Origin of the sequence: Maribacter algicola, from assembly GCF_003933245.1 — a bacterium.
Taxonomy (GTDB): Bacteria; Bacteroidota; Bacteroidia; order Flavobacteriales; family Flavobacteriaceae; genus Maribacter; species Maribacter algicola.
On record NZ_QUSX01000002.1, the window covers coordinates 1,307,416 to 1,323,127 of the forward strand.

Genomic DNA, 15,712 nt, shown 5'->3' on the forward strand with positions numbered 1-15,712 from the left:
TATAGAAAAATGCAGAAAATCATATTTTATTTTTTCCTTTTTTGTGCCATTACCATACATGCCCAAAAAAACATCTATGAAAACCCTCGCTTCGATGAAATGAGCGACGACCACAAAGTATTGGCCATACTACCTTTTCTCACCAATTTGGATTTGAAGGACAACGCATCGGAAGAAGATATCAAGACCTTGGAAGAAAAAGAAGGCTATGCCGTTCAGGATGCTTTTGAAACCTATTTCTCCAAACGGAAGAAAAAAAAGAAGTTTCCCGTCGACTTCCAAAACATCAAGGATACCAAGGCAATTCTTGCACAAAACAAAATCGACTATAGCAATATCGATGTTTTTACTACAAAACAACTGAGCGAGATTTTGGGCGTAGACGCTATCATTAGCGGGACCCTGGATTTAAACGTGCTCTTGTCCAAAGGAGTTTCTACGGATTTTAGCATTACCGATTATTTCTCAGGAGATGCCAATTATGGCAGAATAGGGATGAAGATCAGCGACGGTGATACCGGCAAACTCCTGTGGAAGTATGAAAAAGAAATAAACAAGAAGACAGGTAAAAACACAGATGATCTTATAGATAGAATGATGAAGCTTGCCATTCGAAAATTCCCTTATGAAAGGGAACGCAAAAAAGACAGAAAGGATTAGTGGTTTCTGGAGCTATTTCTGGGTAAATTCCTTTAGGACCTCTACGGTATAATCAATTTCCTCTTTTGTGTTATATTTTGAAAAAGAAAACCGCAACGATGGTCTTTTAAGGTCCTCCCCACTTAGAATTTCATTCAATACATGGGAACCGGAATCGCTCCCCGATTGGCAGGCACTCCCTTTGGAACACGCAATTCCCTTAATATCCAAATGAAAAAGGAGCATCAAACCCTTTTCAGGAGTTATTGGCAAACAAACATTGGCAAGGGTATAGGTACTTTTTTCCAGATTGCCGGAAAGGCCATTGAATTTTGCCTGGGGAATCTCCTTTTTTACCTTTTCAATGAAGTACGACTTCAAATCCTTCACATATTTCTGTTCTTTTTCAAGATGGTCATAGGCCAAAACAAACGCTTCTTCAAGGCCCACTATGTTATGAAAGGATTCCGTCCCCGCCCTAAAACCCCGTTCCTGGGAACCTCCGGATATCAAACACTTTAGACCGGAATTCTTACGGATAAACGCAAAGCCAATACCTTTGGGACCATGGAACTTGTGCGCCGCGGCCGCCAAAAAATCGACCGGAACTTCCTTTACATCCCAAGCGTAGTGTCCAATGGACTGCACGGAATCCGAATGGAACAAGGCCCCGTGTTCCTTACACATTTTGGCGACCTGTTTAATATCCAACAAGTTTCCAATTTCGTTGTTTACATGCATGAGGCTCACCAGTTTTTTGCTCGAGTCCTTTTGCAATAGTTCCTGTAGATGTTCCAAATCTGGATTTCCAACCTGGTCCAAACGAACGTACAAAACATCAACTAGGCCAGACTGTTCCATTTCCTCCACGGTATGCAGGACGGCATGGTGTTCAATTTTTGAGGTGATAATGGTCTTTACCCCGCAGTCTTTCACGGCACTTCGTATGATCATGTTGTCCGCCTCCGTGCCCCCGGACGTAAATATAATTTCAGAAGGTAGCGCATTCATATATTTGGCAATGGTTTTACGGGCACTTTCAATAGCCGTTTTAGCCGTTCTACCGTAACTGTGCGTAGAGGATGGATTACCATAATTATTGGCCAGGGCATCCTGCATTTTAGATATTACTTCGTCCCGAACCCTCGTAGTAGCGGCATTGTCAAGATATACGTGTTTCATTACTTCCTGAATCAAATTTCTATAGAGCCGTAAAAATAATTTAAATAAAGGAAAATGCCTTGATTCGAGTGGCAGATATGGCAAAACTATAAATCATAACTAATCTATTTCAATAAAAGCTTCCAAACGTTGCCCACTGTTAATTTAAACTTAATTGGTGTTGGGCCGATTAAGCCATATCCAATAATTCAACTAAATTTGAGGGATGAAAAAGTATATTGTCTTAACGCTGATTGCGCTTTTCCTTTCGTGTGACGATGGGGATTTGGAAATAGAAACCTTGGATTTCGATAGTATTAATTCCGTGCAAAGTTGCGGTGGGGTCTCTGTAACTTCTGCCAATGTGCTGTTCAAGATCAATGGGGATGAAGCCCTGATTCTTGAATTGCCCAATGGGGCGATAAAAAACGAGGCTACTACGGAGGATATTACCGTGAACATTACGGAATCGGGTTCCGTGGTCTACCGAATTTTCTCGGGCACGGTGTCCTCCAACTATTTCTGTGACGATGTGCCACCTGTAGAACCTGTGGTCACCAAGGAAATCGTTGCTCAGGATGGGGTCGTTTTCATAACTACATCCGCTATTGACTCCGAAACCTTTGAACATACCATTCGTTTGAGCGGTATTTCTTTGGTAACCGAAGATGAAAGTAGGATTACAGACCTCCGCATCAATGATTTTGGTACCGTTACCACCAAGCTTTAATTTTTAATAGTTCTGATAAATGTAAATCTCTGTAGCTCCCAATCCATATTTTTGGTAATCTGCATCGTAATATTTTACATTTTCATATTTCCTGAAAAGGGAGTATAATTCTTCCTTCAAAACTCCTTCGCCAACCCCGTGGATAAACACTACTTTTTGAATGCGTTTTCCAATGGCAAAGTCCAATTGCCGTTTGGCAGTATCCAATTGTAAGTTCAGCATTTCAAAATTGCTTAAGGATTTTGGGTTTTTTACCAATTGATTGATATGAAGGTCCACTTCCATAGTGGGTTGATTTCTTTCCTTAGGCTTGATTGTTTTTTTATTTCTTTTTTTAGGAAGCTCCTTTTCCTTTTTTACTTGGGCCACTTCGTAATTGCTTACTCGAATATCATTGGCAATTAGCACCAGTTCAGTATCCTGAAATTGAATGGGAAAACCATCTTTGGTCATGAGTGTTACCATGCTGCCATGGATTTGGGTCACGGTTCCCGATATAACATCATCGATTGCCTCTACCCTATCCCCTATTTCAAATTGAGCCATTTTTTATTTTGTTTACCCAAAAATAGTGGTAATTTTCAGCTTGTGAATAAAGAGTACCATGCAACTATCCACACTACTATATGTTCTTAACATTGAGAAGTTTATGCTTCCCTGTTTTACGAAGCAATTTTTAGGTATGGACTGTCCCGGATGTGGTTTACAAAGATCCCTGTTATTTTTGTTTAGAGGAGAATTTGTAGCGGCCTTTAAAATGTACCCTGCCATATACCCCATGATAGCACTATTCACTTTTCTTATTTTTAAAAATCGGTTTCAATTAAAACATGAGTCGAATATTACTTTTTCACTTATGTTTGTAACGAGTGCAGCCGTTTTAATCAACTATATTCTAAAATTTATCTAACCAACACGTATTATGGAACAACAAAAATTACCTAATGAAACCGCGATTATAGTTTTATCCATTTTTGGAATTATTTGCTGTTGGTGCCTGGGCATTGGCATCATTCCAGCGATCATTGCTTTGGTTTTGGCCCTAAAATCCCAGAAATTATATAAACAAAATCCTGAACTGTACTCAAACTACAAGACCATTAATATTGGAAAGATCTTGGCCATAATTGGAATCATATTAAGTGTATACTATCTAGGCAGCATGATTTATCAAATAAGCACTGTTGGTTGGGATGCCATGATGGAGCAATCCAGGGAAATGATGGAACAATGGGGGATTGAAGAGTAAGTGATTATGAATACGCAACCACTACCAGGAGCCAGTAATGCCTTAACCTTCGGCATTTTGTCCATTGTTTTAACGATTTTTTGTTGTGGCCCTTTTGGTGCTATTTTTAGCATCATTGGATTAAGCAACGCGAAGAAAGCGGAAAACATCTACAGATCTGAAGTTGACAATAGTTATTTTAGCGGATACGAAAATGCGAAAACAGGCAGAATCCTTTCCTATATTGGGTTGGGCTTGGCATTGATCTACTTGATATTTACGATTATCTATTTTGGAGCGATTGTAGCCATTATTATGTCTTCTGGAAATTTCTAAAACCAGAAGTAAGTAACTAAACAAAAATCCCCGAGACAACTCGGGGATTTTTTTATTTTTTGAATTGAGATAGGGTTCGTATAATAATATCCACACAATCTAGTAGCTGGTCCTTGGTCATCACCAAGGGCGGCGCGAATCGGATGATGTTCCCATGCGTTGGTTTTGCCAACAGACCATTTTGCTTCAATGCCATGCAGATGTCCCAAGCTGTGGAACTATCTTCCGTATCATTGATCAAAATAGCGTTCAGCAGCCCCTTTCCCCGAACCGAGGATACCAAATCGCAATGGGGTATGAATTCATTCAGTTTTCCACGGAACAATTCACCAAGTTCCTGGGCATTTTCAGCCAGTCGCTCCTCTTTAATGACCTCCAGAGCAGCCATGGCCACGGTAGCGGCCACTGGGTTGCCCCCAAAAGTACTTCCATGATTACCAGGCCTAATGACCTCCATAATATCGTTATTAGCCAATACAGCAGAAACGGGATAGGCCCCACCGGACAATGCCTTCCCCAAAATTAAAATATCGGGTTTTACCTCTGGTGTGCCACTACAATGCTTATCGGCACAGGAACAATTACCACACGTGGCCAAAAGTCTGCCCGTACGGGCAATGCCCGTCTGTACTTCATCCGCAATGAACAGCACATTATACTTTTTGCATAGTTCCTTCGCTTTTTTCAAATAGTCTTCCGAAGGAACATACACCCCAGCCTCACCCTGTATGGGTTCCACTAAAAAGCCGGCTACATTGCCATTGTTCTTTAAGGCTTCCTCCAAGGCATGGAGGTTGTCGTATTCGATTTTTATAAACCCCTTCGTATACGGCCCGAAGTTTTTTCGTGCCACTGGATCGTTGGAAAAAGAGATTATCGTTGTAGTCCTGCCATGAAAATTATTTTCACAGACAATGATTTCCGCATCGTCTTCTGGGATATTTTTCTTCTCATACGCCCACTTTCGGCAAATTTTAATAGCCGTCTCAACGGCTTCGGCCCCAGTGTTCATGGGTAAAAGTTTATCAAAACCGAAAGTTCGGGTAGCATATTTTTCGAACGCACCCAACTTGTCGTTATAAAATGCCCTGGAAGTGAGCGTCAAGGTTTGGGCTTGCTCCATCATGGCCCCTACAATCTTGGGGTGACAATGCCCTTGATTTACAGCTGAATAGGCCGAAAGAAAATCATAGTATTTTCTTCCTTCCACATCCCAAACGTACACACCCTCTCCCCTGCTCAAAACTACAGGTAATGGGTGGTAATTGTGGGCTCCGTACTTATCCTCCAATGCGATTGCATCCTCAGATGTGATGTTTTCTAAAACTGACATGATAAAATTACTTTAAATAAGACTTTAGCAATTCCTTCTGTACCTTTATCCTTTCGAACTTCAGATGGGCATCGGATCGAAAATTCAGCGTGGGAGAGAAATCATCCCTGTAGAGCTTCAAAAGTACAAATATTCCCATTCATTTTAAAGCTTTTTTGAACACGTACCACCTACTTGTTAATACTATCCATATCCTAACCTTCAATCCAAAGAAACCTATTATTTTTGCCACATGCGAAAGAACAGAGGTAGACACATTTTTGAAAATGTAGAGGTCGTAGACGCCGGTGCGAAAGGAAAAACCGTGGGAAAGGCGCCTGACGGAAGAATCATATTTTTGGATAACGCCGTACCGGGCGATGTAGTGGATGTGCAAACGCATAAGAAGCGAAAAAGCTATTTTGAGGGTACTGCCGTTGCGTTCCACTCACACTCGGAAAAGAGGGTCGAGCCTGAATGCGAACATTTTGGCGTTTGTGGCGGATGCAAATGGCAAAATATGGGCTACGAGCATCAACTTTACTACAAACAAAAAGAGGTTGAGAACAATCTAAAGCGAATTGGCCATTTGGACCTTCCTGAAATTCAACCCATTTTAGGCTCTAAGGACATCTATTTCTATAGGAACAAAATGGAGTTTTCATTTTCGGACAGTAGGTGGCTTACCATGGATGAAATCCGATCCAACAAGGACATCGATAACAAAAACGCCCTGGGTTTCCATATACCGGGCATGTGGGACAAAATCCTGGATATAAAAAAATGCCATCTACAGCAGGACCCATCCAATGCCATTCGGTTGGAAACCAAAAAATTTGCACAGGAAAACGGACTTACTTTTTTCAATCCAAGAAATCAACATGGATTACTGCGTACCTTGATGGTACGCACTGCTTCGACGGGGGAATTAATGGTGTTGATTCAGTTTTTTGAGGAAGACAAGGCCAAAAGAGAGCTACTCTTGAATCACTTAAAGGAAAAATTTCCTGAGATTACTTCCCTACTTTACGTAATCAACGAAAAGCAAAACGACACCCTTTATGATCAGGAGGTGTGTTGTTTTACAGGGAGGGACCATATTTTTGAAGAAATGGAAGGCCTTTCCTTTAAGATTACGGCAAAATCCTTTTACCAGACTAATTCTGAACAGGCCTACGAATTATACAAAGTGACTCGTGATTTCGCCAAACTTCAAGGAAATGAACTGGTGTACGACCTGTATACGGGTACTGGGACCATTGCGCAATTTGTTTCCAAAAAAGCAAAAAAAGTCATTGGGATAGAATCTGTACCGGATGCTATTCTGGATGCCAAATCGAATGCGGAGCGAAATAAAATCAATAATGTGGATTTTTTTGTAGGCGATATGAAAAACGTATTCAATGATAGTTTTATCGCCAAAAATGGAACGCCCGATGTCATCATTACCGATCCCCCTAGGGATGGTATGCACAAAGACGTGGTGCAGCAAATCCTGAACATTTCGCCCTCACGTATCGTCTATGTTAGCTGTAACAGCGCTACCCAGGCTAGGGACCTTGAACTTATGAAAGACACTTATACTGTAACAAAGGTTCAGCCCGTGGATATGTTTCCACAGACACACCACGTTGAAAATGTCGTACTTTTGGAAAAGAAAAATTAGCATGCAGAAGTTAAGTTGGGTGTTGTTCGCGGTATTGTGTATCGTCTTTGTGGCTTCCTGTGAAAAGGATGACATTTGTGTTGAGGGAAATACACCGCTTCTTGTTCTGGAGTTTTTTGATGCGGCCAACCCCACGGCGAATAAGAATGTCACAGCGTTACGAATAGTGGGCGAAGGCCAAAATAGTACGGTAAATACATTTACAGATCGGTCCAATGTGAACAACGTCCAAATTCCCCTAAGAACGGAAATGGATGCAACCACATTTCTGATTATTTCCAACTCTGCTTCCAACGATGGTGGCCAAGAAACCGGAAACATTGACACCCTGACCTTCAATTATGAGCGCCTAGAGGACTTTGCATCCCGCGCCTGCGGATTTGTGGTCAATTATGATAGTCTTTCAACAGACTTACAAACCGGTTCCGGCAATTGGATCTTGGATATAGAAATCGTTAGGGCCAGTATTACAAACTCAGATTCCACCCATGTCAAGATATTTCATTAGTATTTGCTTATTTTTTGGACTGATGTTTGGTTTTGCCCAAAGCAAACCTATAGATACACAGCCCAAGGATACCGTGGAATATAAACAGGCTTACGGACTGCGTGCGGGAATCGACCTTAGTAGGCCCTTGATTAGCACTTTGGACGAGAACTATACCGGGTTTGAAATTGTGGCCGATTATAGACTCACGGAAAAACTGTACCTAGCCGCTGAACTGGGTACTGAAGATAAAACCAAACAGGAAGACCTATACAATTTTACTACGACCGGAAGTTATCTCAAATTAGGATTCGACAACAATACCTATGAAAACTGGTACGGTGAGCAAAATTTACTCTATTATGGGGGCCGATTGGCTTTTAGTAGTTTCAGTCAGACCTTGAACAATTATCAATATTTCAGTTCCAATAGATATTGGAATCCCGATGATTTTGCGGAGGGCTCCAACATTGCGGAGGAGTTTTCAGGCAGGTCGGCCGTATGGGTAGAAGCACTCTTTGGCACCAAGGTAGAATTGTTCGCAAATATATTTTTGGGGGCAAGTGTTCGATTGGGAATTTTGGTTTCCAATTCTGACGGTGGAGACGACCGCTTTCCCAATCTTTGGATTCCAGGTTTCAACAAGGTCACGGACGGTACCCGGTTTGGAGTTGGGTACAATTATTCCATATCCTACTTCCTACCCCTCTATAAAAAGAAAAAACAGCCCAAAGAATTGGAGACGGAGCAGTAATTACAATTCCTTAAAACCCTTAAAAAAAATCCATTTCATCATCAATTTTTCGGAACCATCAACGCGGGCTACCGCAAATTTAGGGGCCAAGATCATCGCAAGCACCGCCGAAACTAATGAAACGTACAAAGGATTAATTGCCAGTACATATGGGAGGCCAAATCGCAGTAGAAGAAAAACCGCTGCAAATGCAAAAAAATTATACAATAGTGCTTTTTGTTTAAATCCCATATCTTAGTTTTCCGTGGTTCTCTGGTATTTGGCCTTTTTACTTCCCTCATACATTTCATAATGTACCAAACGGGACTCCAAATGACTGTTGAATACCTTTATTTTGCGAGAGGGTCTTAGCCCAACAAATTTCAGGGCATCCAGATTTGAAGTAATCATCCATGAGTTGGTGCCGGGATATCCCTGTTTTAAGGTATCACCAATGGAGGCATAAAAGTTTTGCATGTCGATGTCCAAACGTTCGCCGTACGGCGGATTGAAACACATGTGCAAGGGTCCTTCCGTCTCCTTTTCCGTCTTAAAAAAATTGTCCCTTTTTACCTCTATATAATCCGATAGATTTGCATTTTCAATATTGTCGATGGCCTTTCTTACTGCTGAGGGAGCTTTATCCATTCCGATGATTTTATGATGGAATTCCCTGGTCTTTTTGAGACTTGCCTCGATAATTTTTTCATAAAGCTGAGAATCGAAATCGGGCCATTTTTCAAAAGCAAAACCATTTCTATTGATATTCGCCGGGATATTACAGGCAATCATGGCAGCCTCCGTTAGCATTGTACCGCTACCACACATGGGATCCATAAAATCGCATTGGCCATCCCATCCGCTCAGCAATAGAAGACCGGCAGCCAAAACCTCGTTAATGGGAGCAATGTTGGTCGCCGTCCTATATCCCCTATGGTGTAAGGAGGCACCTGAGCTATCCAAGGAAACGTTGCATTGGTCTTGATGGATGTGGATGTTGATTCTTAAATCGGGATTCTTGACATCCACATTGGGACGTTTGCCATCAGTTTCACGGAATTTATCGGCAATGGCGTCTTTGGTCTTTTGGGAAACGTACAGCGAATGGGTGAAATTATCTGAAAAGACCGTCGCATCAATGGCAAACGTATCGTCTACCGATAAATATTCGGCCCAATCCATCCGAAAAACTTTCTTATATAGATCATCTTCACCGGATACGTGAAAGGAGCTTATAGGCTTAATTATTTTAATGGCGGTGCGCAAGCAAAGATTGGCCTTGTACATAAATCCTGTATCGCCGTCAAAGGCAACACTCCGCACACCAACTTCCACATTCCCTGCACCTAGGTTTCTAAGTTCCTTGGCAAGTATTTCCTCAAACCCAAAAAGAGTTTTGGCAATCATCCTAAAATTATTCCCCATACCCATTGTTTAGCATACAACAAAAATACGTTAATTTTGATGTAGCAAAGATTTGCAACGCCCAATTAGGCCACAAACCCTGCTTTACATGATTTATATTCTGCCAATGCTTGGCGTACTGCTAAGTTTTGTTTTTGTTTTCTTGACAAAACCCAAAAAAAAGGAACATTTTAGACTGTTACTGGCCTTTAGCGGGGCATTTTTATTGGCACTGACCTTTTTTGAATTATTACCCGAGGTGTACGAACATTCCAATACCAAAAGCATTGGAATTTATATCATGTTGGGGATATTACTTCAGATTTTTTTGGAATTCTTTTCCAAGGGGGCGGAACATGGTCATGTACACTTGTCCAAAACGGACACCAACTTTCCATGGCTATTGTTCGGGAGTTTGTCCATTCATTCTTTATTGGAAGGTGTACCCATTTCTGAAAGCAACAGTATTATCTATGGCATCCTGATCCATAAAATTGCCATTGCCGTTATTTTGAGCCTTTTTTTGTTGAGCACCAAAATGAAGACAATTACGGCAGCGTTATTTATCGTCCTATTCTCGATAATGACTCCCTTAGGGACCTATCTTTCCCGTTCCTTTGGTTTTATTTTGGACCACCTTGTATTCATAAATGCCATAGTTATTGGGGTATTGCTCCATATTTCAACAGTAATCCTCTTTGAAAGTTCAGAAGGACACAAATTCAACCTAAGGAAACTAGTGGTCATTGTACTTGGAATAACCATAGCTTATTTTATTTAATGTTCAGCAAGGAGGAATCACGTAAACTCAGGGAAGAATTCTGGATTTCCTTTGGTAAATCCTATCCAAAAAAATGGGTACTCTATAAAACCAAAATAAAGGGACTGTCCTTCAAATTCACTTTTGACTTAAAGAAGGCCATGGTATCGATTGACGTTGAGGGTGACCTCGAACAAAGGATCTTGGTATGGGAAAAGCTAATCTCATTAAAATCCATTTTATTGGAGGATTACTGGCCAGAAGCCATTTTTGAGGAATATCATTTATTGGAAAACCAAAAAGAGATTTCCAGAATCTATACGGAGCTGAACGAAGTATCCATTCATAACAAAAATACTTGGTTGCAGACCATGGTGTTTTTAAGTCAGAATATGGACAAAATCGAGGTCTTTTATGAAGATTTCAAGGATATTTTAAAACCTTGAAAAATCAATGGAAAAACGACATTCTGGAATTTCCATTTCAACTTCCTATAACTAGGCTTTAGAGAAAAGAATTCCTACTAGGGAGTTACCGGAATAATATCGATCCTACCTGTTCATAGTTTCCAGTTGACCATTATATCGAATAGCCTCCAATTACCCAATATCCCTCATCTGAATCCCAAAAAAGGCTCGAACCAACTAAATGTTCTTTTTAGAAATATTATTATACTCCTGAAAAAGAATTAAAGCCACCATCCACATCATAACACACACCGGTTACAAAACTTGAAGCATCACTCAATAAATAATGTACCATACCATTCAATTCTGAGGCATCTCCAAACCTGGCCATGGGCGTATTACCGATTATTTTATTTCCGCGCTCCGTGAAGGAACCGTCTTCATTGATCAAAAGACTTCTATTTTGGTTTCCTATAAAAAATCCTGGGGCGATTGCGTTAACACGTATTTTGTTCGTGAATTTGGAAGCCATTTCATTTGCCATCCATTGGGTAAATGTATCCACGCCCGCTTTGGCCATGGAATAACCTAAGACTCTTGAAATAGCCTGTTTTGAGGCCATGGATGAAATATTTATAATGGAACCGTGTCCCTGTCTAGCCATAAGTCCACTCAACACAATGGTTGGTATTACCGTACCAAAAAGATTAATATCAAGTACTTTTTGAGTATCTGAAATAGCGATATCATAAATACTTTGGTTGGCGCTAAGAGTCGCCCCTGGAATATTGCCGCCCGCTAGGTTGACCAAACCATCCAACCTCTCGAAGTCCTGAGCTATTTCCTCCCTAACTTCATTTAGGGCGTCCTCATTTAAAACATCTACCTCATAAGTAAAGGTTGCCCCAGAAGAAATAACATCCAGTTCATTTTTCTTGTCCTTCAATTTTTTTGTAGACCTGCCCAACAAAATAACTTTGGCATCTTGCTCTATCAAATATTTTGCGATTGAACCACCTAATGTTCCGGTTCCACCTGAAAGCGCAATTATTTTATCCTGAAGAGAAAATAAATTGGTCATATGATAACATTGACTCTAGACGTTAACACCGAATTACTTTTCCGGTAACGAAAGAAATTAAACGAGTTAAAAATAAGATATTGGATACTCTTATCCCACCAAATTGAAGACTAAGTAGAAATTTAATTAATTACATTAGTAACCAATAGGAGCAAATACTAGTAATAATTAATACATTTTAAAAATGAGACCTTTAGTTTATACCCTTGTGCTACTTTTATTGGTTTTAAAAGCCTACTCACAAGATTTAAAACCCTTTGAACTGAACCAAGAATGGACTAATTCAATTGTTTCCCAATTGCCCAATGATTATCCAAAATTGAAAGTAAAAAGAAAGGTATTGATTTTTAGCCTTTTTACCGGGTTTGACCACTGGACGTTACCACATACAAAGACTGTAGTTGAAGGGATAGCTCTAAAAAGTGAGAACTTCGAAATAATTACTTCGAATGATGTGGAAATGTTCAATAAAGAAAATATCCATCAATTTGATGCCATAGTGCTTAATAACAATTGCTCAGAAAGGGATCATAGAAATCTTTTTTTTGATGTTTTTAGAAAAGAACGAAATCCAGATGAAGCTTGGGCTAAAGCTGAAAGCTATGAAAATAACCTCCTGGAGTATATTGAGCAAGGAAACGGGTTGATGGTACTTCATGGGGGTATCACCATGCTAAATAAATCAAGTAAATTCAGTGAATTGGTGGGAGGTAGTTTCGACTATCATCCAAAACAGCAAATGGTCGAAGTAAAACTGACGGATAGCTCACATCCACTTCTTAAAGGTTTTAAAGGCGAAGGTTTTAAGCATATTGATGAACCCTATTTCTTTAACAATGCCTATTTTGACTATGATTTCAGACCCTTACTCTATATGGAAGCGGACTACATCGAAGGAAAAAACAAAGACGTTGATGAAGACCGAAGTTACTTGGCATGGATCAAAAAATATGGAAAGGGAAGGGTCTTTTATTCCGCACCGTCCCACAATCCCCAGAGTTATGAAAACCCAGCCATGCTGTCATTTCTGCTTCATGGTTTGCTTTATGCTACAGGAGATTTAGATTGTGATGATACGCCGTTAAAATCGTAATCTTAGCTTTTCAAAGGATAGTTCAAAGAGCTCTTCCATAGTAAATTCATTCCCGCCTTTGTGTTTTACTTTTTTTAATTTTCCAGCCCTATTATTGGATATCCATTCTGGATGCAAGGCAGTGGTAATTCCTAATTACCCAATTACATCCGTAATGTCATATTCTGATAAACTTTCATTTGAACCCAGTCCAGGCAAAACCCAGATAAATTCAAATAACTCGCAATCCAAAAGCTTCCTTCGGTATCCAAGTCCATGAAAACCGGTGCAACCAAAAAAGGTGTGGATACAATAAATTTTGTTTTAAGGCTTTTCAAAATTGATAATCCTCCAATAAAATTTTGGTTTGAGCATAGCCCATTATTGAAAAAGAAAAAAGTAATACCATTAAATGGAATCATGCCCTAAAAAATCATCTATAGATTTTTCTATGATATTTTTGGCTTGTACTAAATAACATCCAGATAAATAAAAAACCAATGGCAGACTGCACCGCCCAATACGAATAAGTGCCATATAAAATGATTAAAGGGGATTTTTTCGATAGCATAGAAAATAATACCCAAGGTGTAAAACAAACCTCCTAAAAACAAAAGAATTAATCCAAGTTCGGTGGTCGTTTGCAACAAATTGTTAAAGTCAAAAACAATTAACCAACCCATGGCAAGATAGAGAAATAAGGAAATGAACTCAAAACGACCTGTAAAAAATAATTTTAGGACCGTGCCAAGGGTTGCTATAATCCAAACCACATAAAATATGGACCACCCATTTCCTGGAACAAGGCCGATTAAGGCAACAGGCGTATAGGTACCGGCAATTAAATAGTAAATATTGATATGGTCCAGAATCCGAAATCTTTTTTTCCAAACAGGATGATTCACCGCATGGTATAATGTGGAACTGGTAAAAAGCAGAATAAGACTTATGCCATAAACTAGAATGCTAAATTCTGAATAAATCGATTTATGACTATTGAACTGCCATAGCACATAAAGACCAATAAAAGCTCCTATTACTCCAATAAAGTGAGACCATGAATTTAAATGTTCCTCTACATTTTGATTCCCTGTCCTGACTAGACTACGCCAATTCATTTATACTGCTTACCCTTTTTCAATACGATATCTACATCTTGTAAAATGTTTATATGACGTAGAACGTCACCTTTGACCGCAATAATATCGGCATATTTACCCGGGGTTACCGTACCCACTTTGTCAGCTACTCCGGTCCATAGAGCAGGCCAATAGGTAGCTGCCCTAATCGCATACATCGGGTCGATACCGAACTCATTGACCCAAACATCAAACTCATGCCAAGTTGATTGACTATGAAATTTCATGGGGATACCACTATCCGTGCCTATCAGCAGTACCACTCCGGCGTCCAATAGTTGCTTAACTTTGGTTTCCAAGGTAGGTTTCCTTGAAGGAGTCAATTGAAAATAAGGTAGTCTGTCTGGATGGGCGAAACTATTCTTTATATCAGTAATTACGCTATCCGGTAACCCGCGGTGCCATGAGTCATTATCCAATTCTTCTTGGTTGTCTCTTAGATACTCATAATTGTACAGTCCTTCAACCGTAGGGCACCAGAATAATGGTCCCTGACTCATGTCCGCAGTACGCTCCTTTATCATTTGCATAATATCGTCAGGATAACTTGGGGCAGATGATAATCCGGTATGCTCAAAACAATCGGCACCTGCCATCAGTGCCCTTCTTATTTCTTCGGGCCTATGCGCATGTGCTACGACCTTTAGATTATGCTTATGGGCTTCATCCACTATGGCCTTGACCTCTTCCATGGTCATTTTATCTTGATCGATAAGTTTTATGACATCCACACCGGCTTCCGCCAACTTTTTTATTTTTTTTCGACCATCATCAGCACCGTTCACTCCCCATCGAAAATCTTCCGTACCAGGATAAGGACTATGTTGAATAAAAGGTCCAGAAACATAAAGCGTTGCCCCAGGAATGGAACCTTGGTTAATGGCATCCCTAACAGCTATACTTTCTTCCAATGGACCCCCTAAATCCCTAGCACTTGTAACCCCAGCTAATAATAATTGCTCCGCTGATGCTGGCATTATCACATCCTTAAGCAAGGGAGGATAAGTCTTATCCCAGTAAGTATAATCCGCATGTCCGTTTATCATAGTATGCACGTGCATGTCCCAAAGCCCGGGCAAAACACTCATCCCTTCCGTTGAAATGATAGTATAGTCATTAGGCACCTCCAAAGTAGCCAAACTACCTACCTCTTTAATATATTCACCTTCAATAAGTATTACACTGTTTTTAATGGGTAATCCCCCGTATCCATCGATAAGTGTGCCCCCAACCAAAGCTTTCTTATGGTTTTGGGCTATACCTTCCATACATACGATAAATAAAACCAAAAATGTAGTTATCAAATTCTTCATGACTTTTAATTTTGAAGAAAGATACTAAATAGAGGGTATAAAAAGATACGTTCTTGCTTTTTGGATACTTTTTTTAAGTAGGGCTGGCTTGCCAATTGGATTAAAGCATTTTCACAAAAATATGGACATAAAAAAAGCCCCCTTACATTACTGTAAGGGGGCTTTCGAGGAAGGCGGCTACCTACTCTCCCACTTGGTATAGCAGTACCATCGGCGCAAACGGTCTTAACTTCCCTGTTCGGAA

At 40.1% G+C, this 15,712-nt stretch carries 20 protein-coding genes and 1 rRNA gene; 12 read left to right on the forward strand and 9 right to left on the reverse strand.

What is annotated here, in order from left to right; genetic code table 11:
• Positions 1-9 precede the first annotated feature (9 nt).
• Positions 10-660, forward strand: coding sequence for a hypothetical protein (locus DZC72_RS14830; RefSeq protein ID WP_125223678.1), 651 nt, complete (start codon positions 10-12; stop codon positions 658-660).
• A gap of 12 nt (positions 661-672) precedes the next feature.
• On the opposite strand, the gene DZC72_RS14835 is transcribed toward DZC72_RS14830, so the two are convergent.
• A complete protein-coding gene (locus DZC72_RS14835; RefSeq protein ID WP_125223679.1) occupies positions 673-1,821 on the reverse strand; it encodes a cysteine desulfurase family protein in 1,149 nt (382 codons plus the stop codon).
• Positions 1,822-2,026: 205 nt separating this feature from the next.
• On the opposite strand from DZC72_RS14835, the gene DZC72_RS14840 reads away from it, so the two are divergent.
• The gene (locus tag DZC72_RS14840) at positions 2,027-2,530 is read left to right on the forward strand and encodes a hypothetical protein (protein WP_125223680.1); all 504 of its coding nucleotides are present in this window, start codon (positions 2,027-2,029) and stop codon (positions 2,528-2,530) included.
• A gap of 3 nt (positions 2,531-2,533) precedes the next feature.
• On the opposite strand, the gene DZC72_RS14845 is transcribed toward DZC72_RS14840, so the two are convergent.
• A complete protein-coding gene (locus tag DZC72_RS14845) occupies positions 2,534-3,076 on the reverse strand; it encodes a Smr/MutS family protein (protein WP_125223681.1) in 543 nt (180 codons plus the stop codon).
• A gap of 136 nt (positions 3,077-3,212) precedes the next feature.
• Between DZC72_RS14845 and DZC72_RS14850 the strand changes: the two genes are divergently transcribed.
• The 3 genes from DZC72_RS14850 to DZC72_RS14860 are packed head-to-tail and all read left to right on the forward strand — an operon-like array spanning position 3,213 to position 4,094.
• Positions 3,213-3,440 (forward strand): DUF2752 domain-containing protein, encoded by a 228-nt coding sequence (locus DZC72_RS14850; protein WP_243641758.1) that lies wholly within the window; start codon positions 3,213-3,215, stop codon positions 3,438-3,440.
• Between the two features lie 12 nt (positions 3,441-3,452).
• The gene (locus DZC72_RS14855; protein WP_125223683.1) at positions 3,453-3,779 is read left to right on the forward strand and encodes a CCC motif membrane protein; all 327 of its coding nucleotides are present in this window, start codon (positions 3,453-3,455) and stop codon (positions 3,777-3,779) included.
• Positions 3,780-3,785: 6 nt separating this feature from the next.
• A complete protein-coding gene (locus tag DZC72_RS14860) occupies positions 3,786-4,094 on the forward strand; it encodes a CCC motif membrane protein (protein WP_099543456.1) in 309 nt (102 codons plus the stop codon).
• Positions 4,095-4,146: 52 nt separating this feature from the next.
• On the opposite strand, the gene rocD is transcribed toward DZC72_RS14860, so the two are convergent.
• Together rocD and DZC72_RS18040 are read right to left on the reverse strand one after the other, a co-directional pair.
• Positions 4,147-5,427, reverse strand: a complete 1,281-nt coding sequence (rocD, locus tag DZC72_RS14865) for an ornithine--oxo-acid transaminase (RefSeq protein ID WP_125223684.1) — start codon at positions 5,425-5,427, stop codon at positions 4,147-4,149.
• Positions 5,428-5,434: 7 nt separating this feature from the next.
• Positions 5,435-5,566, reverse strand: coding sequence for a hypothetical protein (locus DZC72_RS18040; protein ID WP_262707266.1), 132 nt, complete (start codon positions 5,564-5,566; stop codon positions 5,435-5,437).
• Positions 5,567-5,659: 93 nt separating this feature from the next.
• On the opposite strand from DZC72_RS18040, the gene rlmD reads away from it, so the two are divergent.
• From rlmD to DZC72_RS14880, 3 genes are read left to right on the forward strand one after another with little or no spacing between them, the layout of a single operon-like run.
• On the forward strand, positions 5,660-7,072 hold the full coding sequence (gene rlmD / locus DZC72_RS14870) for a 23S rRNA (uracil(1939)-C(5))-methyltransferase RlmD (RefSeq protein ID WP_125223685.1): 1,413 nt from the start codon (positions 5,660-5,662) through the stop codon (positions 7,070-7,072).
• Position 7,073: 1 nt separating this feature from the next.
• Positions 7,074-7,580 (forward strand): DUF6452 family protein, encoded by a 507-nt coding sequence (locus DZC72_RS14875; protein WP_125223686.1) that lies wholly within the window; start codon positions 7,074-7,076, stop codon positions 7,578-7,580.
• 22 nt (positions 7,581-7,602) lie between these two features.
• Positions 7,603-8,313, forward strand: a complete 711-nt coding sequence (locus tag DZC72_RS14880; RefSeq protein WP_243641754.1) for a DUF6048 family protein — start codon at positions 7,603-7,605, stop codon at positions 8,311-8,313.
• Between the two features lie 234 nt (positions 8,314-8,547).
• On the opposite strand, the gene DZC72_RS14890 is transcribed toward DZC72_RS14880, so the two are convergent.
• Positions 8,548-9,717 (reverse strand): THUMP domain-containing class I SAM-dependent RNA methyltransferase, encoded by a 1,170-nt coding sequence (locus DZC72_RS14890; protein WP_243641755.1) that lies wholly within the window; start codon positions 9,715-9,717, stop codon positions 8,548-8,550.
• Between the two features lie 88 nt (positions 9,718-9,805).
• Here DZC72_RS14890 and DZC72_RS14895 point away from each other — a divergent pair, with 88 nt between their 5' ends.
• Positions 9,806-10,477 carry a ZIP family metal transporter gene (locus tag DZC72_RS14895; RefSeq protein ID WP_125223689.1) on the forward strand — a complete coding sequence of 224 codons (672 nt, stop codon included), beginning with the start codon at positions 9,806-9,808 and terminating at the stop codon, positions 10,475-10,477.
• Positions 10,477-10,902, forward strand: a complete 426-nt coding sequence (locus tag DZC72_RS14900) for a DUF4268 domain-containing protein (RefSeq protein WP_125223690.1) — start codon at positions 10,477-10,479, stop codon at positions 10,900-10,902. The genes DZC72_RS14895 and DZC72_RS14900 overlap by 1 nt, the downstream gene beginning before the upstream one ends.
• Positions 10,903-11,125: 223 nt before the next feature.
• Here the strand turns inward: DZC72_RS14900 and DZC72_RS14905 are convergent, their stop codons facing one another.
• Positions 11,126-11,944 carry an SDR family oxidoreductase gene (locus DZC72_RS14905; RefSeq protein ID WP_125223691.1) on the reverse strand — a complete coding sequence of 273 codons (819 nt, stop codon included), beginning with the start codon at positions 11,942-11,944 and terminating at the stop codon, positions 11,126-11,128.
• 184 nt (positions 11,945-12,128) lie between these two features.
• Between DZC72_RS14905 and DZC72_RS14910 the strand changes: the two genes are divergently transcribed.
• Positions 12,129-13,037, forward strand: a complete 909-nt coding sequence (locus DZC72_RS14910; protein WP_125223692.1) for a ThuA domain-containing protein — start codon at positions 12,129-12,131, stop codon at positions 13,035-13,037.
• 255 nt (positions 13,038-13,292) lie between these two features.
• Positions 13,293-13,445 carry a hypothetical protein gene (locus DZC72_RS17840; protein WP_165869335.1) on the forward strand — a complete coding sequence of 51 codons (153 nt, stop codon included), beginning with the start codon at positions 13,293-13,295 and terminating at the stop codon, positions 13,443-13,445.
• A gap of 41 nt (positions 13,446-13,486) precedes the next feature.
• On the opposite strand, the gene trhA is transcribed toward DZC72_RS17840, so the two are convergent.
• The 3 genes from trhA to rrf form a co-directional block, all read right to left on the reverse strand.
• The gene (gene trhA / locus DZC72_RS14915) at positions 13,487-14,134 is read right to left on the reverse strand and encodes a PAQR family membrane homeostasis protein TrhA (RefSeq protein WP_125223693.1); all 648 of its coding nucleotides are present in this window, start codon (positions 14,132-14,134) and stop codon (positions 13,487-13,489) included.
• The gene (locus tag DZC72_RS14920; RefSeq protein WP_125223694.1) at positions 14,131-15,468 is read right to left on the reverse strand and encodes an amidohydrolase family protein; all 1,338 of its coding nucleotides are present in this window, start codon (positions 15,466-15,468) and stop codon (positions 14,131-14,133) included. Before DZC72_RS14920 ends, trhA begins: the two co-directional genes overlap by 4 nt.
• A 168-nt stretch (positions 15,469-15,636) precedes the next feature.
• A 5S ribosomal RNA gene (gene rrf, locus DZC72_RS18125) occupies positions 15,637-15,712 on the reverse strand; the annotation flags it as partial.

Excerpts from the sequence above, each read along its gene's own strand:
- DZC72_RS14835 (WP_125223679.1), bottom strand. The coding sequence starts at position 1,821 with ATGAAACACGTATATCTTGACAATGCCGCTACTACGAGGGTTCGGGAC.
- rocD (WP_125223684.1), bottom strand. The coding sequence starts at position 5,427 with ATGTCAGTTTTAGAAAACATCACATCTGAGGATGCAATCGCATTGGAG.
- DZC72_RS14895 (WP_125223689.1), top strand. The coding sequence starts at position 9,806 with ATGATTTATATTCTGCCAATGCTTGGCGTACTGCTAAGTTTTGTTTTT.
- DZC72_RS14920 (WP_125223694.1), bottom strand. The coding sequence starts at position 15,468 with ATGAAGAATTTGATAACTACATTTTTGGTTTTATTTATCGTATGTATG.
- trhA (WP_125223693.1), bottom strand. The coding sequence starts at position 14,134 with ATGAATTGGCGTAGTCTAGTCAGGACAGGGAATCAAAATGTAGAGGAA.
- DZC72_RS14900 (WP_125223690.1), top strand. The coding sequence starts at position 10,477 with ATGTTCAGCAAGGAGGAATCACGTAAACTCAGGGAAGAATTCTGGATT.
- DZC72_RS14850 (WP_243641758.1), top strand. The coding sequence starts at position 3,213 with ATGGACTGTCCCGGATGTGGTTTACAAAGATCCCTGTTATTTTTGTTT.
- DZC72_RS14855 (WP_125223683.1), top strand. The coding sequence starts at position 3,453 with ATGGAACAACAAAAATTACCTAATGAAACCGCGATTATAGTTTTATCC.
- DZC72_RS18040 (WP_262707266.1), bottom strand. The coding sequence starts at position 5,566 with ATGGGAATATTTGTACTTTTGAAGCTCTACAGGGATGATTTCTCTCCC.
- DZC72_RS14880 (WP_243641754.1), top strand. The coding sequence starts at position 7,603 with ATGTTTGGTTTTGCCCAAAGCAAACCTATAGATACACAGCCCAAGGAT.
- DZC72_RS14890 (WP_243641755.1), bottom strand. The coding sequence starts at position 9,717 with ATGGGGAATAATTTTAGGATGATTGCCAAAACTCTTTTTGGGTTTGAG.
- DZC72_RS14875 (WP_125223686.1), top strand. The coding sequence starts at position 7,074 with ATGCAGAAGTTAAGTTGGGTGTTGTTCGCGGTATTGTGTATCGTCTTT.
- DZC72_RS14860 (WP_099543456.1), top strand. The coding sequence starts at position 3,786 with ATGAATACGCAACCACTACCAGGAGCCAGTAATGCCTTAACCTTCGGC.
- DZC72_RS17840 (WP_165869335.1), top strand. The coding sequence starts at position 13,293 with ATGAAAACCGGTGCAACCAAAAAAGGTGTGGATACAATAAATTTTGTT.
- DZC72_RS14840 (WP_125223680.1), top strand. The coding sequence starts at position 2,027 with ATGAAAAAGTATATTGTCTTAACGCTGATTGCGCTTTTCCTTTCGTGT.
- rlmD (WP_125223685.1), top strand. The coding sequence starts at position 5,660 with ATGCGAAAGAACAGAGGTAGACACATTTTTGAAAATGTAGAGGTCGTA.
- DZC72_RS14905 (WP_125223691.1), bottom strand. The coding sequence starts at position 11,944 with ATGACCAATTTATTTTCTCTTCAGGATAAAATAATTGCGCTTTCAGGT.
- DZC72_RS14910 (WP_125223692.1), top strand. The coding sequence starts at position 12,129 with ATGAGACCTTTAGTTTATACCCTTGTGCTACTTTTATTGGTTTTAAAA.
- DZC72_RS14845 (WP_125223681.1), bottom strand. The coding sequence starts at position 3,076 with ATGGCTCAATTTGAAATAGGGGATAGGGTAGAGGCAATCGATGATGTT.
- DZC72_RS14830 (WP_125223678.1), top strand. The coding sequence starts at position 10 with ATGCAGAAAATCATATTTTATTTTTTCCTTTTTTGTGCCATTACCATA.